Raw genomic sequence first — 19,553 nt, 5'->3', positions numbered from 1 at the left:
GATCGGTGGCCAGGGTAGGTGTCAGACCAGTTCGTAACTCGTGCTGACCGCCACCCGGCTGGCACCCGAGTCAGTTACCTCGATGCGAAGCTTGGCGGGAATTTGCTCCTTCATGGCGTCGACGTGGCTGATCAGTCCGATGGTGCGGCCGCCGGAACGGAGACTGTCGAGCGTCGACATGGCGATTGCGAGAGTGTCGGGGTCGAGCGAGCCAAAGCCTTCATCGATGAACAGGGTGTCGAGTGTGATGCCACCAGCCTGGTTTGTCACGACCTCGGCAAGGCCGAGAGCGAGGGCAAGCGAGGCCAGGAAGGTCTCGCCGCCGGAGAGCGAATGCGTCGGCCGGGCGCGACCGGTGTGCTCATCGAGAATGGCGAGGCCAAGCCCCGATCGGGTGTTGCGGTACTGCACCGAATCGTCGTGCTGCAGCGTGTACCTGCCGCTCGTCATCGTCGACAGGCGGGCGTTGGCCGCCGTTACGATCTCCTCGAGCTGAGCGGCCAGCACATAGGTCTCCAGGCGCATCCGCTTGGTGTTCGGCTCGTTCCCCTGCACGGCGTTGGCGAGGGCTCGGACCTGATCGTATTCTTCGCGCAGCTGAGCGGATGCTTCCTGCTCGGCACGCACGCGCGTCACCAGCAGCGTCAACTGGTCGACACGTTCGGCGAGTGAGCTGGCCGTCTGGAGAGCCGCATCACGTGAGGCACGAGTGTCCGCGACGAGTGCTTCGGCCGGAGCGAGGTCGATGAGTTCAACCGGGAGATCCGCAAGCTCGGGCTCGGCGAGGGTGGACCGGGCAGACGCTATCGCCGTATCGAACTCGCGAATGCGCGCGTCGAGAGCCGCAATTTCGGCGGCACCACGACGAGCATCGTCCACGGCCGCTTCGTCGGCGAAGTCATTCTCCGCGAGTTGTGCGGTGAGCGTCTCGCTGGCCGAGGCGACTGCGGCCTCGCGAGTGCGGGTCGTCGCGAGGGCCTCATGCAGGTCGCGGGCCGCACCCAGGCGTCGCTCCAGCTCAGCGGCGTGGGCTGCGACGGAGTCGAAACCGGCTCGGTGCTCGGCTACGCGGGCGGTTGCTTCGGCGAGCCGAGTCTTCGCCTCGGCCACAGCAGTTGCCGAGGCCTCGAGCTCGCCGCGCAGCAGGGTGACGGCGTCGCGAGCCGCCTCGAGTTCGATGCGCAGTGCGGACTGCCGGGCTTCGAAGACGTCGACCTGCTCGGCAGCTGGTTCCAGGTCGATCAACGTCAGCGTCGCTTCGGCAAGCTCGGCGTCGATCTCGTCGAGTGGCTTGGACTCGGCGCGGGCGTGTTCGCTCGCCAGTTGAGTGGCGAGGTCTGACGCGACCATTGACGCATCATCGAAGTCGGCGCGGCGTTGTGCCACAACCGCCCGAGCAGCGGTGATATCCGCCTCGGTGACCTCGTCGCCGTCCCACACAGCGAGCTTGGGGTGTTCGGTCGAGCCGCACACTGCACAGGCGTCACCGGGTTCGAGCGATCCGGCGAGCTCGGCTGCGTGCCCGTTCAACCGAGCGGTGAAGAGTTCGTCGAGTCGCGACAGAGCCGCGAGGTGCGCCGCACTGGCGTCTTTCTCGGTGAAGCGCGCTTCGGTCAGTTTGCGGTCAAGCGTTGCCGCCCGTTGGGCAGCGGTTCGCGCGGTTTCGAGGCGCGCGACTTTGGCCTTGGCTTCCGGCAGGCTGGCTGCGATGACCTTCGCGGCGCTGAGCTGCTCGGCGATGGCGTCGAGTTGAGCCGGAATGTCAGAGAGCCGAGCGGTCGCGTCAGTGACCTGGGCCTCACACTGCGCGTGCACGTCGGTGGCGCGCTGGACCTCTGCGGCCAACCGGGCGAGCGAGCGTTCGTCGTCGAGAACGCCCCGGAGTGTGCCGAGGGAACGGGTCAGTTCGTCAACGGTGGAACTCAGGCTCTCGGAGTCAATGCCCACTGTGTCGCCGACCACCGCGAGGTATGCCTGCGTCTTATCGATCTCTTCCTCGACGGCAGTGCGGTACGCGGCTTCGGCCCCTCGGCGGCTGGCGACGTGCGCCCACACCGATGATGCTCGTCGAGCCTGCGCGAGAGTGTCGCGGTCAACGGCGATCGCGTCGGTCTGCGCTTCGAATGTCTCGAGCGTGGAGCGCGCGCTGTCTCGCCGAAGTTGGCGGCGACGGAGATCCTGCTGCGCCCGATGCTCGGCATCAGCGGTGGAGAACTCGGCGTCGGCGACGGTGGCTGCCTCGGCAGCAGCAGCATGAGCATCTGCGAGGGTCTCAAGAATCTCGTCGAACCAGGCCAGAGCGGGCTCGGCGGGAGCGTCACGCTGCACGAGCCCCGCAGCCACCGCGGCCTGGCTTGTCAGACTGCCCGCGGAGGACTCCAGTTGGGCGGCGAGCCCCTTGCTTCGCGCAACGAGCGCGAGTTCCATCTGTTCAAACCGTTTGGTTCCGAACAGTGTGCGCAGGACGGCCTGCCGTTCGTCGTTCTTCGCGAGCAGGAACTGCTGGAACCGGTTCTGAGCAAGCAAAATGACCTGCAGGAACTGGTCTTTCGTCAGGCCGAGGATGACGTCAAGTTCGGTTGCAACGTCGACCGGTCGGGCTGCGATCCCTTCCCACACGCCGACGGTGAGGCGGGACAGTTCAGCCGTCGCTTTTTGCGGAGTCGTGCCGGTGCCGCGCGCCTTCGGCCTCTCGTACTCCGGCGAGCGGCGCACCCGGTAGCTCGTGCCGTTCACCGTGAACTCAAGTTCAACGAAGGTGGGGTCGCCTGGTTCGCAGTAATCACTGCGCAACCTGGCTTCGGTCTTGTCGTATCTCGGAACACTGCTGTACAGAGCAAAGCACACGGCATCGAGCAGGCTCGATTTGCCCGCGCCCGTCTTGCCGGTGATCAGGAAGATGCCATCGTCGTCGAATCGTTCAAAGTCGATGCTCTGTTCGTCTTTATACGGACCGAAACCGGCGATCTTCAGGCGCTGGATCTTCATGCGTCGACCTCAGCGAGCGTCGGGGCTGATCGACGTGCGGGAGCCTTCGGCACCGTGGGCGTGACGGGCTCGTCGCTCTCACCGAGTGCGACCTCGGTGAGCACGGAGGTCAGGATGTCAGCCTCGAGTTCGCTAGGCCCGACGCCGTTGCGGACAAACTCGAGAAACCCCGATACGATCTCGGTATCGGTGCGCGCGTGCACGCGCTCGGCGTATGTCGTTTCGCTGGGAGTCGCCGTGACGTCTGGGCGGTGCTCGAGCGTGACACAGTGGGCGAATCGGGACTGCAGCTTGCGCATTCCGTCGAGCGGGCGCACCTGGTCAGTGAGCACAACCGAGAGCCAGTGACCCTCAACAGCCGCGTGTGCGGCGTCGGTCAGGATCTCGTCGAGGGTGCCGGTCAGCACGGATAGCGGCCGGGGAACCGGAAGGTCGACCCAGTCCACGTTCGCGAGCCCGTCGGCGTCGAGCTCGACGAGCCAGCCGCCACGGGGCTTGGCCGCCTCGGAGAAGGAGTAGTGCAGCGGGGCGCCGGAGTACCGCACCCGTTCGCTCAGGATCGAGCGACCGTGGATGTGGCCGAGCGCAACGTAGTCGGGCCCGTCGAAGATGCTGAGCGGCACGTAGTCGATGCCACCCGAGGTGATATCGCGTTCAACGTCGCTCTGCTCGACCCCAACGGCGAAGCAATGGGACAGCACAACGCTGCGTCCGCCCCGCTCGGCACAGTCGGCGCGGATCCGGTCCATCACGAAAGCGAGTACCTGCTCGTGGTTCTTGAGGGGCACATCGGGGTAGTGGTGACGGAGCAGCGCCGGCTCGAGGTAGGGAATGCCGTAGAAGTGAACAGGCCCCGAATCGTCGGTGATGGTGACGGGTGAGTTGTGCTGCTCCTGGCGCGTGATGACGTGCACGCCGGCGAGACCCGAGAACCGCGACATGAAGCCGAGCCGGGTGGCTGAGTCGTGGTTACCGCTGGTGAGGATGACGGATGCTCCTGCCTCACGCAGCGCAACGACCGCGGCTTCAAGCACGGTGTAAGCCTCAGCAGAGGGAGTGGCGGAGTCAAAGATGTCTCCGGCGACGACCACAACGTCGACCGAGCGTTCGCGCACTTCTCCGGCGAGCGCGGCGAGCACCGTGCGCAGGTTCTCGATGGTCGAGTGACCATGGAACGTGCGACCGATGTGCCAGTCGGAGGTGTGCAGGATTCTCATACCTTCACGCTAACCCGGTGCACTGACATCGCCCGGCCGCGACGCCGATGTGTGAACTTCTGGGAGCGGACAGGGGGCGTTTCAGGACGGTGACTGACGGCATCCGTTCGCTTAATCAACCCCCACGGCGAACTTGAGCCCACGAATGCCGGCTGTTTTAGTCTTGCGACATGACTGCAACCCAACTGTGGCTGGTGCGACACGGGGAAAGCACGGCGAATGTGCTCGCGACCGAGGCGCAACGAGCCGGTCTCGAAGTGATCGCCGTCGAGCATCGCGATGCGGATGTGCCGCTGTCTGAGGCCGGAATGCGGCAGGCGGAGGCACTCGGGCATTGGCTCAGCTCGGCCGGGACCGCACCGGAGACGGTGTGGAGTTCGCCTTACCTCCGGGCTCGGCAAACCATCGCGATGGCGCTCGACGGGTCTGGGTTGGAACGCCCGATTTTCGTCGACGAACGGCTGCGCGACCGTGAACTTGGCATTCTCGATACCCTGACCTCGCACGGCGTCGACGTTCGACTTCCCGATGAAGCAGCGCGTCGGCGCTGGCTCGGGAAGTTTTACTACCGTCCGCCCGGAGGCGAATCGTGGACCGATGTCGTGTTGCGTGTGCGGTCATTCCTGCGCGACGCCGATTCGGTGAGCGGCGATGGCCCGATTCTCATCGCGGCGCACGACGCCGTTGTGATGGTGTTCCTCTACGTCTGCCTGGGCTGGTCGGAACAGGAACTGCTCGACTTCATTTCCACCCACACGGTGCTCAACGCATCGGTGACTCGTCTCTCGCGCGACCTCGAATCCTCGCGGTGGACACTCGAAGTGTTCGCGCACGATGATCACCTGGAAAACCTGGGAGCCCCAGTGACCCGACACGGAAGCGATAGTGATGTCCAACCCCGATAACCCCGCCGTCGTCACACCCAACCTGCTGCGCGAGTGGGCATTGCCCGAGGTCGGAGACTCGAAGTATGGGCGCGGATCCGTGCTCATCGTTGGTGGCGCCCGCCGCTCCCCCGGTGCGGCAATGCTGGCGGGGATGGCCGCATTGCGTGTCGGTGCTGGCCGGTTGACGCTGGCGGTGGGCGAGTCGGTCGCCGGCCCCGTCGCCGTCGCAGTACCTGAATCCGGCATCGTCTCGCTGGCCGAAACCGCCGACGGTGCTGTCGCTGGCGGCGGACTCGACGCCGCGGAGAAGGACCTCGCCAGCACGGACGCTGTCCTCGTCGGTCCGGGCCTCGATGACCCGGAGGAACTGAAGCTGATGCTCGCAGCGTTGCCGTCGTTGCTCGGCGACGAGGCTGTGGTCGTGCTTGATGCGTTCGCACTCGGCGTGCTCCCGGAACTGCCGGACGTGGTCTCTGCGTTGGCTGGCCGGCTCATCCTCACACCGAACAAGGGCGAGGCTTCGCGGTTACTCGAGCGGGACCTGAGTGATGATCTAGTGGCGGATGTGACGGAGGTCGCCCAGACCTACGGTGCCGTCGTCACCTGTTATGACGTGATCGCACATCCCGACGGACGCGTTTGGCGCACAGGAACGGGAGCCGGTGGTCTCGGAACCTCGGGCAGCGGCGACGTGCTGGCCGGTGAGATCATCGGGCTCTGTGCCCGGGGCGCGTCACTCGAGCAGGCTGCGGTGTGGGCAACCCACGCGCACGCGGCCGCCGGAGACCGGCTCGCCGTTCAGGTCGGACCACTCGGTTTCCTTGCCCGGGAACTGCTCGACGAACTCCCCCGGGTGCTCGTCGAGATCAACGGGTAACGTTGTGTCGTCGGCTGAGTAAACTTTCCGCCGCTGGGAATAGCGCACGACCGATGGTCGTTGCGGCTACGGCGGTGAGCGGATTGTTCTGCACGCCGTGAGGAAGATTCGAACGCTCCGCGTGGCATCCGCTCGCCTGCTTTGTGTCCCCTGCCCTCCGCGACAGCGGCTGACAGCCCGTCGACATGTCGACTGAACAATAGGACTTTCGTGAACGAACGCGCCCCTCTACTTGACGAGGATCCAACCTTGACCCTCCAAGACTCCTCGCCTCAGACCAGTTCCGTCCCGGCGCAGACCGTTGCAAAGCCCGGCCCCGTCATCGCGCTGCTGGTCGTCAGCGCCTTCGTTGTCATCCTTAACGAAACGACGATGGGCGTTGCGCTTACCGACATCATGAAGGATCTCGGCATCACCACCGGGTTGGGTCAGTGGCTCACCACAGGCTTTCTCTTAACGATGGCCGTGGTCATCCCGCTCACCGGTTTCCTCCTCAGTAGATTTACCATCCGCCAGGTTTACTTCTCCGCGATGAGTCTTTTCGCAGTGGGCACGCTCATCGCCGCGCTGGCGCCCGGCTTCGAGCTCCTTCTGGCTGGACGCATCGTGCAGGCGCTCGGCACCGGCGTGATGATGCCACTGCTCTTCACCACGGTCCTCACCATCGTGCCAGCAAGCCACCGCGGACGCATGATGGGCGTCATCACGATCGTTATCGCTGTCGCGCCCGCAGTCGGCCCGACAGTGTCCGGCCTCATCCTTCAGAGTCTGACGTGGCACGCAATCTTCTGGATCATGCTCCCCATTGCCCTACTCGCCATCGGACTCGGTCTGATTTGGGTGCGCAACGTCACGGACACGAATCCCCACGCACGCTTCGATGTGCTGTCGGTGGTGCTTTCGGCTCTCGGTTTCGGCGGCCTCATCTACGGTCTGAGCAGCATCGGCGAAGCAGCATCGGGACACGCACCGGTCCCCGTGTGGATCCCAATCGTCGTCGGTGCCGTCGCGCTCACCGTGTTCGTGCTTCGACAGCTCCAGCTGCAGAAGGTCGATGGCGCACTGCTCGACCTCCGGGTGTTCCAAAGCAAGTCCTTCAGCCTCGCCGTCGCCCTCGTCGTCATCGTGATGAGCGCGCTGTTCGGTTCGCTCATCCTGCTCCCCATCTATCTGCAGCAGGTGCTCGGGCTCGACACTCTCGGCGTCGGGCTCATGCTGCTCCCTGGCGGTGTGCTCATGGGTGCCATCGCCCCCGTCGTCGGCAACCTCTTCGACAAGTACGGTCCGACGCCGCTGGTCATCCCTGGCATGGTCATCGCCGCCGGCGCTCTGTGGGGTATGGCAACCTTCGACCAGACCACGAGCGTCATCTGGATCATCGCCGTTCACCTCGCGCTGAATCTCGGGCTCGGGTTCGTCTTCACCCCGCTGATGACGTCCGCGCTCGGGTCGCTCCCCTCGCACCTGTACCCCCACGGCTCCGCTGTTGTCGGGACGGTTCAGCAGGTTGCTGGCGCTGCCGGCACGGCGCTCTTTGTCACCCTTATGTCCGTCACCCTCGCGTCGTCGCTGAGCGCGGGCGCTGACCAGGTGACGGCGACCGCCAACGGTGTGCACGCTGCGTTCTTCGTCGGCGCCATCGTTGCGTCTGCCGCAGTTGTGCTGGCACTCTTCGTTCGCAAACCCGCGGAGCCCGTCCACGGCGAAGGCATCCCCACGGTCCACTGACATCATCCCCGAAGGGATGGCGATCGGGCACTAGCGCTTACTCCTCGGGCTGCGGCACCACTCGGTACGTCGACTGAGTGAAGCCCGAGCCCAGCTCGCGTGTGGCGATCACCTCGAGTTCGATGTCGGACTCGAACTGATCGAACAGGCGAATTCCGTGGCCAATCAACACAGGCGCCACGCTGATCGTGATTTCGCTCAGCAGCCCTTCCCGCAAGAAGGTCGACACGGTTTTCCCGCCGTCGACATACACCCGGGTGATTCCCTCGCGTTCGAGCGTGTCCAACACGTCCTCAAGCGATCGGTGCAGAGTGGCATCAGGCCAGTCGGTCGTCTCGAGCGATGTGCTGAGAAGCAACATGCGCTTACCGGCATACGGATACTCGTCGAAGTCCTTCACGATGTCGTGGGTTCCGCGCCCCATCACCAGCGCGTCGACCGAGGCAAAGAAGTCGTCGTAGCCGGTGTCGCCGAGTGTTTCGCCGCGTCCGACCAGCCAGTCGAGACCACCATCCTCGCGCGCAATAAAGCCATCAACGCTTGTCGCCAGAAAAGCGGATGCCACGAGGCCATTTTTCTTCAATCGTGCGTTCATGCGAAAACGCTACCGAGAGCATCCGACATCGAAGTTTTCGCTTTCTACGCGTTTGACCGTGGCCGGAGAATGCAGAACTCGTTGCCCTCAGGATCACGAAGAACCTGCCACTCATCACCGTCGTACACGTCGTTGGCGTAGCTCGCCCCGAGCCGCACAGCTTCGGCGACGGCCGTTCCGAAGTCACGCGCACGCAGGTCGAGGTGCAGTCGGTTCTTCACCGATTTCTTCTCGGGAACACGAAGGAAGTCGAGGCGAACGCCCTTTCCCTCGGGGGACCGCAGCTCGGCGTCACCGTCGTCGTCAACGACGACCTCGCCGCCGAGGATCTTTTGCCAGAACTCGGCGAGCGCGGCGGGATTTTCTGAGTCGATGGCGAGGGCAGCGATACCCGACAGTGAAGAGATCATGTCCCATGCCAGCATTGCTGACTCAGGGAGTCAAGGCTCAGCTCTGCGGACTAGCCTGAACGCATGGCCACTTTTCTCGCTCACGAACCGGACGCCAACCGGTACACCCTGCGGTTTGGCGACGAACTTATCTGTGTCGCCGACTATTCGGCTCGGCCCGGCGCGCTGTACTTCACCCACACTTACACGAAGCCCTCGGAGCGCGGGACCGGCCTGGCCGCTCGCCTCGTCGAGTTCGCGATGAACGATGTCGAATCACGCACCACCGACCGCGTGGTGCCGGTCTGCTCGTTCGTCGTCGACTGGTTCAATGCCCACCCGGAGCGTCGGGACCTGCTGACCCGCTAGCTTTCCGTGGGTTCAGCCAGAGTAATGAACGCGCTCAGCTCGGCGACCTCTTTCGCCGTAACCGGCAGGTAGTCGGTGAGCGCTGGTGAGTACACCAGCCAGGCGGCCCACTTCGCTCGAGAGATCGCGACGTTGAGCCGGTTCTTGAGGATGAGGAACCCCATGCCGCGCGGAACCTCCGCGGCCGACGAAGCCGCGAGCGTCATGATCGCCACCGCAGCTTCTTGGCCTTGGAACTTGTCAACGGTGCCGACTCGGACGTCGCCAAAGCCTTCCGCGGCGAGCGCATCACGGACTTCAGCGACCTGCGCGTTGTATGGCGACACCACGATCACGTCGTCCTGCCCCAACGGTTCGGCCGCACGGTTCTCGGTCGGGTCGGTCCACGCACGTCCAAGTACCGAGCGGACGATTCCGACCACGCGGGCCGCTTCTTCGACCGAGTAGGTGGCGTTGCCGACGTGCTCGACTCGCTCAATGTGCAGTCCGGGCTCGATACCGTCCAGCAGCCGGGTTGAGGAGACCTCGTGAGCATGGAGTTCGCCCTCGTAGGACAGTCTCGAGACCGGTGCGGTGACATCCGGGTGCATGCGGCGCGACTCCGCAAGGAAGTAGCCGAGTTCGGGTGGCAAGACGTCGTGACCGTCGCTCACCCAGCCCAGAGCTGAGGTGTCGATCGGCTCGGGGTGCAAACCCTGGCTCACCTGGGGTAACTGCTGGGGGTCGCCGAGGAGGAGCAGATTGCGTGCCGCGACGCTCGCCGCGATGGTGAAGGCCAGGGAGTACTGGCCCGCCTCGTCGATGACAAGAAGGTCGAGCGACTGTCGCGGAAACCGGGCCTTGTTGCTGAAGTCCCATGCCGTGCCACCGAGAACGAAGCCGCTCTGCTCGCGTTCCGCCGCGAACATCAAGTGTCCGTCCTTCGGCAGCTCTGTGTATGGAACAGGTGCGGCGTCGGCACCGTTCTTTTGCACCTTGCCGACGAGATCCGCGGAGAGTCCTGCTTTGACCACGGCCGCGAGCAGGTTCTCCACTACGGCGTGGGACTGAGCGACCACGCCGACCTTCCAGCCGTGCTTCTGAACGAGTGCGGTGATGACGTGGGCGCCGAGATAGGTCTTTCCGGTGCCCGGAGGACCCTGCACAGCGAGGTAGGACGCGTCGAGGTCGAGGATTGAGGCGGTGACCGCATCGATCCGGTCCCCCGTGACGCCCGCGAGAGAGCCGCTGCGGGTCCGTGGGGGCGTGCGACGGAGAATGTCGACCACCGGATCCTTCGGCCACGCCGGCTGAGAGTCGACGATGGCTTGTGCCCACTCCTCGATCGCGGGTTTCTGCTGCCCGGCAGGAGGCGGGGCAGCAGGAGTGAGCGCGATGGGAACAGCGTCATAGGGGTCGACCCCGGTCGGCGTCGTCTCTTCGACGAGCGCACCCCGATCGTCGACCTCGAGTACGCGAACGGTTTTGGGCACGCGGGCACCCGGGTCGCCGACCTTCGCGTCGAATGGACGACCCTCGTACTCATAGATAAGGTGCGGACCGGTCTGCTCGCCAGGCTTCATGCTGCTGCCCGGGCCCCACGAGCCGGTGAGCCGCAGCCACCGCCTCTCGTTCTTCTGTTTGCCCTCACGAAACCACGGCTTCTCTACAGTGACTCCCCCTGGTGTTACCACGAGCACGTCGCGAGTATCGGCCCAGTCGCCGACGTCCTGGACGAGCCGGGCGAAGTGGCCCCACCAGAAGCTCTTCTGCTCGCGTTGGTGGTAATCGAGAGCTGCTGCGGCAAAGGCGGCGGCTGTCTCGTCGACGGTGCGGCCGGCTGCCAGTCGGTCGCCGGCCAGCCCAAGCAGTGCGTAGCGCAGCGGCGATGGCTCGATGTCAGGGACGGCGTCTCGAGCTTCGTGCAGTGTTCCCGGCAGGACACCATTTTCGCGTCCACGCGCGAGCAGCCAGTCGCGGAGCCGCAACGTCGACACGCAGTCGTACTTGTTGTACTCACCGATCTCGTCGAGCTTGTGCTGCCCCTCCTCAGTGGAGCCGTGTGCGATCAGTTCCATCGCATCGGCGTACTCGGTGATCGAGTCGGCAGCGTTCGTGACGCCTTCTTGATTGCGCAACTCGTCACCCATGTAGAGCGGCTCAAGCTTCTTGATCGAATACGACCGCGACCCGACCCGGATGCTCTTCTTCACCATCGGGTACAGGTCAACAAGCACGTTCTCGCGCAGCAGCGCGTCGACCTGTTCTTCGCCGACGCCGTGGCGCGCGGCGATGGACGACAGGTGCGTGCGCTCGTACGAGGCGTAATGGTAGATGTGCAGGTTAGGGAACCGGGCCCGACGCTCGGCGACGAAGTCAAGGAACTGGCGGAGTGCGACCCGCTCCTCGGCGAAACTGTGCGCCCAGAACGCCGTGAACTGCTCATCGTTGTCGATGAGTCCAAACAGGTAGTCGAGCCCCCACGAGTGACCGTCACCCTCGGTGTACAGCGGGTCGCCCTCGAAGTCGAAGAAGATGTCACCGGCGTCAGGCTCGGGCAACGCGGCGAGTGCCCCGGGATTGAACACCCGAACCGGCGGCGGGGTGTGGTCGTCAGGGCTCGTCGGCCCGTGCAACTGCAGGTCAGCCTGCAGCCGGAGCCCCGCAAAAGTTGAGTCACCCATCCCCTCAATGCTCGAGCCCGGGTATGCAGCGAGTTCTTCGATCGTGGTGATGCCGGCCTTCGCCAAGCGCGCGCGCTGGGTCACCCGCATGCCTGCGACGAGCAAGACATCTCGACTGGCCTGAATTTCAAGCTCGCAGGTCTCGCAGCGCCCACAGATCGTGTACCGCTCATCACCCCACGCCACAAACTCGGTGTCGGCCAACCGCTCGGCGATGATCTGTGCGAGTCGCTGCTTGCGTTTGCGGTACACCGGCAGGATGTCGCTCACCCGGTGTTCACTCGTGGTGCCGTTTCCGAGCAACAGTTCCACCGTGTCAGCGGCGACCACCCCTCGGCGCTCGAGCTGTTCGACGTAGGCCGCCAGCTGCAGCAGCGCGGTGACCTTGGCCGAACGCGCCAGTTTGGTGTCCTGCACGAGGTAGCGACCATCCGGCAGCCGCACGATGAAGTCGGCGAACCCGACGAACACCCCGTCAAAGAAGGTGGCCTGAAAAACGACATCGGCCTCACTCGCGAAGGCCCGGTCGGTCGCGGCGACCGCAGCCTCAAGAGCGTCGCGAGTCATCTTGTCTGGGCGGTGGATCTCGCTCACACCCTCGCCGAACTCGGCTCGATACAGCTCAAGCACCCGCGCCTCGTGCTCGTCTCCGAGCCGGCCGGTGCGGGCCAGCATGGCGTCGGCTTTCTCGTCCACCCGGTCAATGCGACCGAGCTTCGCGTCAAGCTTGCGGAGGAAGGCGAACTCACACTTCGACGCAGCGGTCAGGTCGCTCGCACTGGTCACAAGTGTGTCGTCAAGAAAGAACACGGAACCTCCGGGGATCGGGTCGTTCCGAGGCTAGCGCGAGGTCCTGACACTGAGGTGCCCACAAGCATCCGTTATGCGATGGACAGTGCCACTCCATCGAGAATGTCGTGCTCGCTCGTGATCACTTCGGTCAGCGGGTGGTCGGTACCCGCCGTCGCCTCGCGCACGAACGTCAGCACTTCGGCCCAAATCGCCGCGCCGGCGGCGATCACGTCAACCCGGCCCTCGTGCATGTACGGCAGGGAGGCACGTGCGTCGCGCGGCAGAGTGGCGAGGTCATCGCACGCGGCCAGGACGGTCTCAAGTGGCAACCGCGCCCCGTTAATCGCGACCGGGTCGTAGCCCGGCAAGCCCAGCGCGTGCGCGGTGATCGTCGTCACCGTTCCGGCAACACCCAGAACGGCGGATGCCTCCGACACGTCGACCACTCGCCCCGCCTCCTCGAGGGCGGAGCGCACGTCGCGGGCCAGTGCGTCCCGATCGGCTGGCGTCATTGGGTCGCTGGTGACGTGTCGCTCGGTGAGGCGGACGCAACCGACATCCATCGAGAACGCCGAGATCGGGCTCGTGTCGCCGAGCACCAGTTCGGTCGAGCCGCCGCCGAGGTCGACCACGAGGCGCGTTGCGGCAGCGGAGCCGCTCGTGTCGAGCACACTCAGCGCACCGCGGAACGACAGTTCGGCTTCGTCGCGACCGTCGAGCACCTCGGGTTCGACCCCGAGCAGCTCGCGGACCGGGCCAAGAAAGGCGTCCCGATTCGAGGCATCACGGGTCGCACTGGTGGCGACGAACCGCAACCGCTCTACGCCGTGCAGTGCACAGAGGTCGGCGTACCGCCGGGTCGCGGCCAGGGTGCGGGCGAGCGCGTCGTCGGCGAAGCGGCCCGTGCGGTCGACGCCCTGGCCGAGCCGAACGACCTCGAGCGTGCGCACGACATCGGTCAGCTGCCCATCGCTCACGTCGGCGATGAGCAGGCGGATCGAGTTGGTTCCGCAATCGATGGCGGCGACTCGGGTCATGGGCAGCTCCTGGAACGTGGTGCGCGGCCGCCTCCTCGGCGAGCGCTGCAGGTGTATGCGAGCGCCGCAGAAGTATCTGCAGCCCTCGCATGGAACTGTAGCGGGCGGTGGGTGTGCGGCCGCCCCGAGCGCTCGCGCACCGTGCGAACTAGGCTGGGCGCACCCATGACTGCCGAACATTCGCACCAAGCGCTCGACGACCAGACCCGTCGGCTCGTCGGCGCGCTGCGCGGGCGGGTGCTCGAGATCGGCGCTGGCTACGGCGAAAACTTCGACATCCTGCCGGGAGATATCGACTACATCGGGCTTGAGCCCAACCCGAAACGACTCGACGAGCTCGCGTATGAGGCCGAACGGAACGGGCACCCGACGCCACCGCTCGCTGCTCAGGCCGAGAACATTCCGCTCCCGGACGCGAGCGTCGACGCTGTACTGGGCACCATGGTGCTCTGCTCGGTTCGTGACACCGAGCGAGTGCTCGCCGAGGTGGCGCGGGTACTCAAGCCCGGCGGCTCATACGTGTTTGTCGAGCACGTCGGCGCCCCGCGCGGCTCGTGGCGGCGGGCCGCCCAGCGAATCGCGGCCCCGTTCATGCGGCTGGCCGCTGGTGGTTGCGACCCGGTGCGCGACACCGAGTCACGCATCCGCGCCTCGCAACTCGAGGTCACCGAGATGGAGCACTACGACCTCCCGGGCGCGCTCGGCGTTTCGGTGCCGTTCGTCGCGGGCGTGGTGACCAAGCCGCGGGAGCAGTAGCCGCCGCAGCGCTCTGGCACTCCATACCAGTCCGGGTGCCGGTTTGTCTCGCCCTTTCACCCCTCGAGCCTGCGCGTTAGCGTGGGTGCATGACTGATTCCGAGAACACCACATCCGAGAACGGCACCGACTCGAGTACCGAAGACACGGCGAGCCAGCCCGCGGAAAACCTGCCTGACGGTTCGGGTTCCGACAACCCGAACAAGGGCGACACCGACCGCGACACCGTGTCGGGCGGCCCTGCAGACTAAGCACGAGCCCGTTCGGATGCCGCAAGACCGCGGTTTGGTTCAGCCATAACGCGGATTAGCGGCATCTGAAAACACGAACCCGGTGCTGCCGCCGGACGCACGCGCCCTCAGCGAACGGATGCTGTGGGGCAGCTTCCCGGGCGGCTCGCTGTCAGTGGCGCGTGAGAGCATTAGAGGATGTCGTCGAGCGCAACTCCCCTGGTCGATGTGACCGACATCATCCGGCTCGTCGGCAACTCGGCGTTCAACCGCGCTGCCGTGTACGCCCGCAACGGCGCCGTGCTCAAGGTCAACTGGAACTCTGACACGAACCGCCTGACGGGCACCGTGCAGGGCACCGACTTCGAGCCGTACGTGTGCAAGGTCAACCTGTCGACCGGGGCGAAGAACTACAGCCGCCCGACGTCGAGCACTTGCACCTGTCCACTCGGCGGGGCCTGCAAACACGTAGCCGCCACCCTGCTTGCCAGCAACGCGGCCCGGGTGAAGCAACTCAATGCCGGCTCTGCGGCGAGCGCGCGCACGAGTGACGAGGGCTGGGCCGACGAGTCCACCGCGGTCGATGATCCCTGGCTGGAACGCCAGATGCGACAGGCCGACGAGTGGGCGGGCATTGAACACCGACCGCTCAAACCGAAGCAGACGGAACCCGCCGGTCCGCCGCAGCCGGCGTGGAAGACCGCCGTCAGTGCCCTGACCGGCGACGGGTCAGCATCCGCTCCACTGACCCACACGCTGATGGGCCTGCAGTTCGAGCTGCGCGAGCAGACGCCACGAACGAAGCACCGGTGGAACGGCCCGACCGCACGCACAGCGAAATCAACGAGCGAGCTCAGTGAGTACCGGTTGGGCGTTCGCCCTGTCATCCGCAACGCCAAGGGCAACTGGGTACGCACCAACGTCGGCTGGAACACCTTCAGCTACCAGGTCAACCGCCTCGGCCTTCACCCCGACCAGCACCGCTGGTTTGGTCAGTTCTCGGCGCTGCACCGCGCTACCCGCGAGGTTTACGTCGGCGGGCAGGAGCTCGACTGGCTCTACCTCGACGAGTTCCACAGCCCGCTGCTCTGGACCCTGCTGGCCGAGGGCAGACGGTTGAACATCGAGTTCCTCGGGTCGAAGAAAGACGCCACCGTCACCATTGGCAGCGAGGCCCGGGTGACCCTCGACGCACGCACCGACAGCGACGACCTCAGGCTCGACACCACCCTCGTCATCGACGGCACTGAGCACCCGGCAGCCAACGCCGGCACCATCGGCAACCACGGCATCTACAGCTACGCGCTAGACCCGGTGCCAACATTCACGCTCGCACCGACAGCCGCGCCACTCACCGATGAGCAACGCCGGCTGATCGGCCGCCCATCGACGGTGGTCGTTCCGCACGACGACATCGGTGAGTTCCTCACCGAGTTCTACCCGAAGCTCCGCCGTTCCATCGCGATCACCTCGTCGAACGACACCGTCGCCTTCCCCGAAGTTCTGCCGCCGACCCTCGTGCTCACCGCCAGCTTCGGTGCGAAGCACACCCTCAGTCTGGACTGGGGCTGGGAGTACGCGGAGGGCAGTTCAGTGAGACGGATGCCCCTGGCGGCGTCGCCCGCTGACGCTCACCTGCGCGATACGGAGACCGAATGGGCGGTGGCCCAGGCGGCCACCCGAATCCTGCGGCCGGCTCCGCTCGCACCGGTAGCCCTGCAGGGGCTCGATGCCGCGGAGTTCACCGACAAGGTGCTACCCGAGATTGAGGCGACCGACGGTATCCGGGTGGATGTGATCGGCGAGCGCCCCGATTACCGTGAGCTGACCGACACCCCGCAGCTCAAGGTCACCACTGTCGAGACCGACCAGCGCGACTGGTTCGACCTCGGGGTTGTCGTGACGATCGACGGCAAGAACATTCCGTTCGGGCCACTGTTCAAGGCCCTGTCAAAGGGCCAGAAGAAACTTCTGCTCATCGACAACAGTTACCTCTCGCTCGAACAGCCCGAGTTCGCGCAGCTGCACGAGCTGATCGAGGAGGCTCGGTCACTGGCCGAATGGGACACCGGCCTTCGGATCAGCCGCTACCAGTCGAGCCTCTGGGAAGACCTCGAGGAACTCGCCGACGAGAGCGAGCAGGCCGCGTCGTGGAAGGCGTCGGTCACCGGGCTACGCGAGCTCACCAGCGTCGAGCAGACCCCGCTGCCCGCCGGCTTGAACGCGACCCTGCGGCCGTACCAGCACGACGGGTTCAACTGGCTCGCGTTCCTCTGGAAGCACTCGCTCGGCGGCGTTCTCGCCGACGACATGGGTCTCGGAAAAACCTTGCAGGCCCTCGCGCTCATCGCCCACGCGAAAGAGACCGCGGCGCCGGGTGAGCACCGCCCGTTCCTCGTTGTCGCGCCGACGAGCGTCGTGTCGAACTGGCACGCCGAAGCCCAGCGCTTTGCTCCAGGTCTCACGGTCGCGACGGTCACGGCGACCCGGGCCAAGCACCGCCGGGTCACCCGCTTTGCCGACGTTGACATCGTGCTCACCTCGTACACGCTCATGCGTCTCGACTTTGAGGCATACGCCGAGCACGACTGGGCCGGCCTCATCTTCGACGAGGCGCAGTTCCTCAAGAACCGCACCTCCCGGGTGCACCAGGCCGCCCGCGACCTGCGCGCCCCATTCAAACTGGCGATCACCGGCACACCGATGGAGAACAACCTCCTCGAACTCTGGAGCCTGTTCGCGATCGTCGCACCTGGCCTGTTCCCCTCGGCGAAAAAGTTCACCGATTCCTACGCGAAGCCCATCGAGAGCGGATCGAACGACGACCTCCTGCCTCGCTTGCGCCGCCGCATCCGCCCCCTCATGATGCGCCGGACGAAAGAACTCGTCGCAAGCGACCTGCCCGCGAAGCAGGAACAGGTGCTCGCCATCGACCTCAACCCCAAGCACCGCAAGCTCTACGACACGTTCCTGCAACGCGAGCGGCAGAAGCTGCTCGGTCTGCTCGGCGACATGGACAAGAACCGGTTCATCGTGTTCCGCTCGCTCACCCTGCTGCGCATGCTCTCGCTCGACGCTTCACTCGTCGACGAGCAGTACGCGAATGTGCCGTCGTCGAAGCTCGACGCCCTGTTTGAACAGCTCGAAGACGTGCTCGCCGAGGGCCACCGCACCCTCGTCTTCAGCCAGTTCACCTCGTTCCTGCAAAAGGCTGCCGCACGTCTCGACGCCCAGGGCATCCCGTACGCGTACCTCGACGGTTCAACCATCAAGCGAGCGGATGTCATTAATCGCTTCAAAAACGGAGAAGCGCCGGTCTTCCTCATCAGCTTGAAGGCGGGTGGTTTTGGGCTCAACCTCACCGAAGCCGATTACGTGTTCCTGCTCGACCCGTGGTGGAACCCGGCCAGCGAGGCGCAGGCGGTCGACCGCACCCACCGCATCGGTCAGACCAAGAACGTCATGGTCTACCGCATGGTCGCCAACGGCACCATCGAGGAGAAGGTGATGAAGCTGAAGGAGCAGAAGGCCAAGCTGTTCAGCTCGGTGATGGACGATGACGCCGTGTTCAGCTCGGCGCTCACCGCCGATGACATCCGAGGCCTGCTCGAGGAGCCCGAGTCACCACCGACCGCGCTGGAGCGGGCTGCTGAAGACTTCGCGGTGGCCGACGCCGAGCGCCGCTCACGCTGGGTGGCCGTCGACTGACGCATCGGAGCCACGGTGACCGGAACCTCGTGACCACGGGTGGCACCCGCTCGGGGGATATACGTCACCTCGATCGGTTCTTAGACTTGGCCAATGCTGGACCCGACCCGAATAGAGACGGTCTCGAAGACCGTTCGTGAGCGCATCGTTGATGCGTCTTATCCGATGTTCATTCGATCGGGAATTCGCGATGTGACCCCCGAGAAAGTACAACTGGCGGCCGGTGTCACGGCCGAAGAGTTCAATCGCGAGTTCGCATCACGCGATGACCTGGGTGTCGCCGCTCTGGATAAGCGCGAGCGCGACTGGACCGTCGGGATTGTGGCGGCGGGAGCCCTCGCCCGCGGTACAACCCCCGAGACCCGGCTCCTCGCTATCTTCGACGTCTTCGACGAGTGGTTCCACCGCGATGACTACGAAGCGTGCACCTTCGTGAACGTTCTCCTGGAGATGGGGCGGGAGCATCCGCTCGGCCAGGCAAGCATCGTGCATCTCCACTACATCCGACACTTCGTCGAGAGCCTTGCACTCGAGGCGGGCCTCATCGACATCGACGACTTCGGCTGGTCATGGCACATCCTCATGAAGGGCGCGATCATCAGTGCCGCCGAGGGCGACGCGGGAGCAGCGAGACGGGCCCGCGCGATGGCTCGTGACCTCATCGATCGGTTCTCACCGGTGACTGCGCCGGCGTCGGACCGTGATCCCGCAATCTACGACGACATCGACTGGGACATCGACGACGCCGTCACCGGGCGGCGGCCGAACGTCGATTCCAGCCTGTCGTTCGACGACTACCACTGAGCCCGGCCGCCACTGAGTCTCGAGTCGTAGCCGTCCACACGGCTGGCGCACTCGAGCTCCGCAAAGGGTTTAGGCGCGCTCAGCCACTGCAGCAAGCCCGTCGAGCATGATCCGCCAGTTCGCGGCCGAGTGCTCGGCGGCCTCGGCGCTCGGGTTGTTGTCCTGGCTTAACTCAACGTGCGTGCCTGAGTCGATCGGCGTGAGCCGGTAGCTGAGCTCGTGGTAATTCTCCGGCACATCGTCCTGCCCGGTCAGCGGGCTGAAGTGCGTCATTCTCAGCACACGACCCGGCTCGATCTCGAGGATATGCCCGTGGTCCTCGTATGGCGTGCCCTTCCACTCGCCCGACCAGGTAATCGGATCACCGACGCGCCAGGTCGAGTTCACCCGGGCGCCGAACATGATCTCGGGATTGGGGCCCGGCTCGGTGAGTACGTCCCACACAGTTTCCGGTGGTGCCGCGATGTCGCGTTCGGCGCGCGCGATGTAGTCGCTCATGGTGCTCCCGTCGTC

The 19,553-nt window shown here is 65.2% G+C and carries 15 protein-coding genes; 8 read left to right on the top strand and 7 right to left on the bottom strand.

Annotated elements, in window-relative coordinates; translation table 11 throughout:
- Positions 1 to 21: 21 nt before the first annotated feature.
- Positions 22 to 2,988: an AAA family ATPase gene (locus tag L1277_RS06570; RefSeq protein ID WP_253375566.1), complete on the bottom strand. Its 2,967-nt coding sequence runs from the start codon at positions 2,986 to 2,988 to the stop codon at positions 22 to 24.
- Complete coding sequence (locus tag L1277_RS06565; protein ID WP_253375565.1) at positions 2,985 to 4,205, bottom strand: exonuclease SbcCD subunit D; 1,221 nt, start codon at positions 4,203 to 4,205, stop codon at positions 2,985 to 2,987. Before L1277_RS06565 ends, L1277_RS06570 begins: the two co-directional genes overlap by 4 nt.
- Positions 4,206 to 4,375: 170 nt before the next feature.
- Between L1277_RS06565 and L1277_RS06560 the strand changes: the two genes are divergently transcribed.
- The 3 genes from L1277_RS06560 to L1277_RS06550 all read left to right on the top strand — a co-directional run bounded on the left by L1277_RS06560 (position 4,376) and on the right by L1277_RS06550 (position 7,697).
- Positions 4,376 to 5,110: a histidine phosphatase family protein gene (locus L1277_RS06560; protein ID WP_253375564.1), complete on the top strand. Its 735-nt coding sequence runs from the start codon at positions 4,376 to 4,378 to the stop codon at positions 5,108 to 5,110.
- The gene (locus L1277_RS06555; protein ID WP_253375914.1) at positions 5,094 to 5,969 is read left to right on the top strand and encodes an NAD(P)H-hydrate dehydratase; all 876 of its coding nucleotides are present in this window, start codon (positions 5,094 to 5,096) and stop codon (positions 5,967 to 5,969) included. Before L1277_RS06560 ends, L1277_RS06555 begins: the two co-directional genes overlap by 17 nt.
- Before the next feature lie 249 nt (positions 5,970 to 6,218).
- Positions 6,219 to 7,697: an MDR family MFS transporter gene (locus L1277_RS06550; RefSeq protein WP_253375563.1), complete on the top strand. Its 1,479-nt coding sequence runs from the start codon at positions 6,219 to 6,221 to the stop codon at positions 7,695 to 7,697.
- 37 nt (positions 7,698 to 7,734) lie between these two features.
- Here the strand turns inward: L1277_RS06550 and L1277_RS06545 are convergent, their stop codons facing one another.
- Entirely contained in the window at positions 7,735 to 8,292 is a 558-nt protein-coding gene (locus tag L1277_RS06545; protein WP_253375562.1) for a dihydrofolate reductase family protein, read from the bottom strand.
- Positions 8,293 to 8,336: 44 nt separating this feature from the next.
- On the bottom strand, positions 8,337 to 8,702 hold the full coding sequence (locus L1277_RS06540) for a VOC family protein (RefSeq protein WP_253375561.1): 366 nt from the start codon (positions 8,700 to 8,702) through the stop codon (positions 8,337 to 8,339).
- Between the two features lie 63 nt (positions 8,703 to 8,765).
- On the opposite strand from L1277_RS06540, the gene L1277_RS06535 reads away from it, so the two are divergent.
- Complete coding sequence (locus L1277_RS06535) at positions 8,766 to 9,050, top strand: GNAT family N-acetyltransferase (RefSeq protein WP_253375560.1); 285 nt, start codon at positions 8,766 to 8,768, stop codon at positions 9,048 to 9,050.
- Here the strand turns inward: L1277_RS06535 and L1277_RS06530 are convergent.
- Positions 9,047 to 12,523 (bottom strand): bifunctional RecB family nuclease/DEAD/DEAH box helicase, encoded by a 3,477-nt coding sequence (locus L1277_RS06530; protein WP_253375559.1) that lies wholly within the window; start codon positions 12,521 to 12,523, stop codon positions 9,047 to 9,049. The two genes, L1277_RS06535 and L1277_RS06530, sit on opposite strands and share 4 nt — an antisense overlap.
- A gap of 71 nt (positions 12,524 to 12,594) precedes the next feature.
- A complete protein-coding gene (locus L1277_RS06525; protein ID WP_305884283.1) occupies positions 12,595 to 13,542 on the bottom strand; it encodes a Ppx/GppA phosphatase family protein in 948 nt (315 codons plus the stop codon).
- A gap of 165 nt (positions 13,543 to 13,707) precedes the next feature.
- Between L1277_RS06525 and L1277_RS06520 the strand changes: the two genes are divergently transcribed.
- The 4 genes from L1277_RS06520 to L1277_RS06505 all read left to right on the top strand — a co-directional run bounded on the left by L1277_RS06520 (position 13,708) and on the right by L1277_RS06505 (position 19,040).
- Complete coding sequence (locus L1277_RS06520) at positions 13,708 to 14,298, top strand: class I SAM-dependent methyltransferase (protein WP_253375558.1); 591 nt, start codon at positions 13,708 to 13,710, stop codon at positions 14,296 to 14,298.
- An 89-nt stretch (positions 14,299 to 14,387) separates the two neighbouring features.
- On the top strand, positions 14,388 to 14,549 hold the full coding sequence (locus tag L1277_RS06515; RefSeq protein WP_253375557.1) for a hypothetical protein: 162 nt from the start codon (positions 14,388 to 14,390) through the stop codon (positions 14,547 to 14,549).
- 177 nt (positions 14,550 to 14,726) lie between these two features.
- Positions 14,727 to 18,236 (top strand): DEAD/DEAH box helicase, encoded by a 3,510-nt coding sequence (locus tag L1277_RS06510; RefSeq protein ID WP_253375556.1) that lies wholly within the window; start codon positions 14,727 to 14,729, stop codon positions 18,234 to 18,236.
- A gap of 93 nt (positions 18,237 to 18,329) precedes the next feature.
- Positions 18,330 to 19,040, top strand: coding sequence for a TetR/AcrR family transcriptional regulator (locus tag L1277_RS06505; protein WP_253375555.1), 711 nt, complete (start codon positions 18,330 to 18,332; stop codon positions 19,038 to 19,040).
- Between the two features lie 69 nt (positions 19,041 to 19,109).
- On the opposite strand, the gene L1277_RS06500 is transcribed toward L1277_RS06505, so the two are convergent.
- Positions 19,110 to 19,538 (bottom strand): SRPBCC domain-containing protein, encoded by a 429-nt coding sequence (locus L1277_RS06500; protein WP_253375554.1) that lies wholly within the window; start codon positions 19,536 to 19,538, stop codon positions 19,110 to 19,112.
- Between the last annotated feature and the right edge of the window lie 15 nt (positions 19,539 to 19,553).

The sequence above is a fragment of the Okibacterium sp. HSC-33S16 genome (assembly GCF_024171565.1).
In the GTDB taxonomy this organism is placed as follows: domain Bacteria; phylum Actinomycetota; class Actinomycetes; order Actinomycetales; family Microbacteriaceae; genus Mycetocola_A.
The sequence above is the reverse complement of the archived record's forward strand: the minus strand, read 5'-3'. Positions and strand labels throughout refer to the sequence as shown.